Below are 1,946 nucleotides of genomic sequence, written 5' to 3'. Positions count from 1 at the left end.
GCCACCGAGCGACCGGTGGCTGCCGGATATTCCCAACCACTCCCTAAAAGTGGCGAACTGGAGCTCGGCGGCGCCCGGGACGGCTTCGCCCGGGACCGCGCGACCGTCGGCACGGTGGCCGCCCTCTACTTCGTGGGCAAGCTGGTGCTGCTCGCCGCGGGCGCCGCCCTGTTCGGCCGCCCCTCCTGGGACGGCCTGGTGGACGCGTTGGGCAGCGCCGACCTGAGCCCCGCCCGCAGCGCGGCGGCCGCGCTCGCGCCCACGGCGGTGTTCCTCGTGCTCTGCCTGATCCCGCGCTGAGCCCGCGCCGGGCCGGGGCCGCCCGCACCGCCCGCACCGCCCGCACCGCTTGAGAGAACGACCCCGCACGACCGAGGAGCCGACATCACCGTGGTATCGCAGATCAAGCCGACCAGTGCGGCCGTGGCCGGCCTGCTGGCCGTGACCGCCGCCGTCCTGGCCGGGGTCCGGACGGTCTGGTACTGGACGAGCAGGCCGGACACCCTGGCCGCGGTCGACCGCGCCGACCGGGTCGTCGACGCCGCCCGGTCCACGGTGGTGCAGACCCAGGACCTGCTCAACTGGGGTTGGCTGGCGGCCGCCGTCCTGCTGCTCGCCCTCGGCGCGGTGGTCGCCCTGGCCTCCACCGGCCGCTGGCTGCTGTTCGGCTTCTCGGCCCTGGTCTGCATGCCGCTCGGGGTGGCGGGCTTCCGACTGCCCGCCGCCGCCGGACTCAACGGGACGGCCGCCGGCTTCTGCGTCCTGGTCGTCGCGGCCAGCGCGGTCGCCCTGCTCACCGGCCGGCGGGACTGATGGACGGCCCTCCCATGCTGCCCCGCGTGCACCAGGCGTTCCGCAGCGAGCTGGTCAAACTGCTCCGGCCGCGGCTGCTCTGGCCGCTCCTCGGCTCCGTCGCGGCGGCCGCCGCCGCGGTCGCCGCCGGCACCGCCGCCCCCTCCCCCGTCCTCCCCACCCTCACCACCACCGCCTGGTGCGCCCTCCTCTTCGCCATCGCTGCCCACCGCTTCACCCGCACCACCCGCCTCTGACCCACCCGACCGCCCCGGCCCGGTGCCGGCACGGCCCCCGGGTGGCCTCCCTCCCCGCCGAGGCCGGCACCTCCGTTCTCCTGGGCCCGGCCCGCGCACTCGGCCGCCTGTCCGACGCCGCCCGGCGCACCTGCCCCCACCCCGCCGGCGCCGTCCATGACGTCACTCGCGGTGGACCAGCAGGGTGCCACCGGCCAGGACGGCGCTGGCGACCAGCGCCCAGGCGGTCTGCCCGTGCAGGACGAGGACGGCTCCGGGGGCGGCGCCGGCGAGCATGGTGACGACGGAGAGGATCTTCCTGCGCTGGCGGGCGGCGGCGCCCCCGGCGAGGCGGGAGTCGGCGGCCAGACCGGTCAGGGTGAGGGTGAGCACGGTGGTGGTGAGGTCCGGCACCCCGAGGCTGCGGACGGTGCCGTTGCGGATGCCCATCGCCAGGGCGAGCAGGGCGATCACGACGTACTGCGCGGGCCCGTCCGTGCCCCGGACGAAGACGACGGCGGCGGCGACGCCGTACAGCGCGGCTTCCAGGGCGAAGACCGTGCCCAGCCGGGCCGGGCGCCGGGGTCCGGGGGTCCGGGTGGCGAGCCGACCGGCCAGGAGGGCGCCGAGGAGGAAGGCCGCGAGGGAGGTCAGTGAACCGGTCACGGAGAAGCCGGGCGCTCCGGCGAGGGCGAAGGCGATGACGACGACGTTGCCGGTCATGTTCGCCGTGAAGACGTGGCCGAGGCCGAGGTAGCTGACGGCGTCGATGAGGCCGCTGACCAGGGTGAGGCCGAAGAGGGCCAGGGCGAGCGGGTGGCGGTCGTGGATCTGTGGTCCGGGCGGTGGGGTGGTGGTGCGGGAATCGGCTGCGGGCGTGGTCACGACGGCTCCTCGGTCCGGCGGGGGGACTACGGG

The 1,946-nt window shown here is 76.3% G+C and carries 4 protein-coding genes; 3 read left to right on the top strand and 1 reads right to left on the bottom strand.

Annotated elements, in window-relative coordinates; genetic code table 11:
* Nucleotides 1-114: 114 nt before the first annotated feature.
* The 3 genes from ACFU6K_RS37935 (at nt 115) to ACFU6K_RS37925 (ending at nt 1,049) form a co-directional block, all read left to right on the top strand.
* Nucleotides 115-300: a hypothetical protein gene (locus ACFU6K_RS37935; protein WP_380671056.1), complete on the top strand. Its 186-nt coding sequence runs from the start codon at nt 115-117 to the stop codon at nt 298-300.
* 90 nt (nt 301-390) lie between these two features.
* Nucleotides 391-813 carry a hypothetical protein gene (locus tag ACFU6K_RS37930; protein ID WP_380671054.1) on the top strand — a complete coding sequence of 141 codons (423 nt, stop codon included), beginning with the start codon at nt 391-393 and terminating at the stop codon, nt 811-813.
* A gap of 14 nt (nt 814-827) precedes the next feature.
* Nucleotides 828-1,049: a hypothetical protein gene (locus ACFU6K_RS37925; RefSeq protein ID WP_380671052.1), complete on the top strand. Its 222-nt coding sequence runs from the start codon at nt 828-830 to the stop codon at nt 1,047-1,049.
* A gap of 162 nt (nt 1,050-1,211) precedes the next feature.
* Here ACFU6K_RS37925 and ACFU6K_RS37920 read toward each other — a convergent pair whose 3' ends face one another.
* Nucleotides 1,212-1,913, bottom strand: coding sequence for a YoaK family protein (locus tag ACFU6K_RS37920; RefSeq protein ID WP_380671050.1), 702 nt, complete (start codon nt 1,911-1,913; stop codon nt 1,212-1,214).
* Nucleotides 1,914-1,946: the final 33 nt, after the last annotated feature.

Source organism: Kitasatospora sp. NPDC057512, from assembly GCF_042802135.1.
In the GTDB taxonomy this organism is placed as follows: domain Bacteria; phylum Actinomycetota; class Actinomycetes; order Streptomycetales; family Streptomycetaceae; genus Kitasatospora.
Note: the sequence above shows the minus strand (reverse complement) of the source record. Positions and strands in the feature narration are given on the sequence as shown.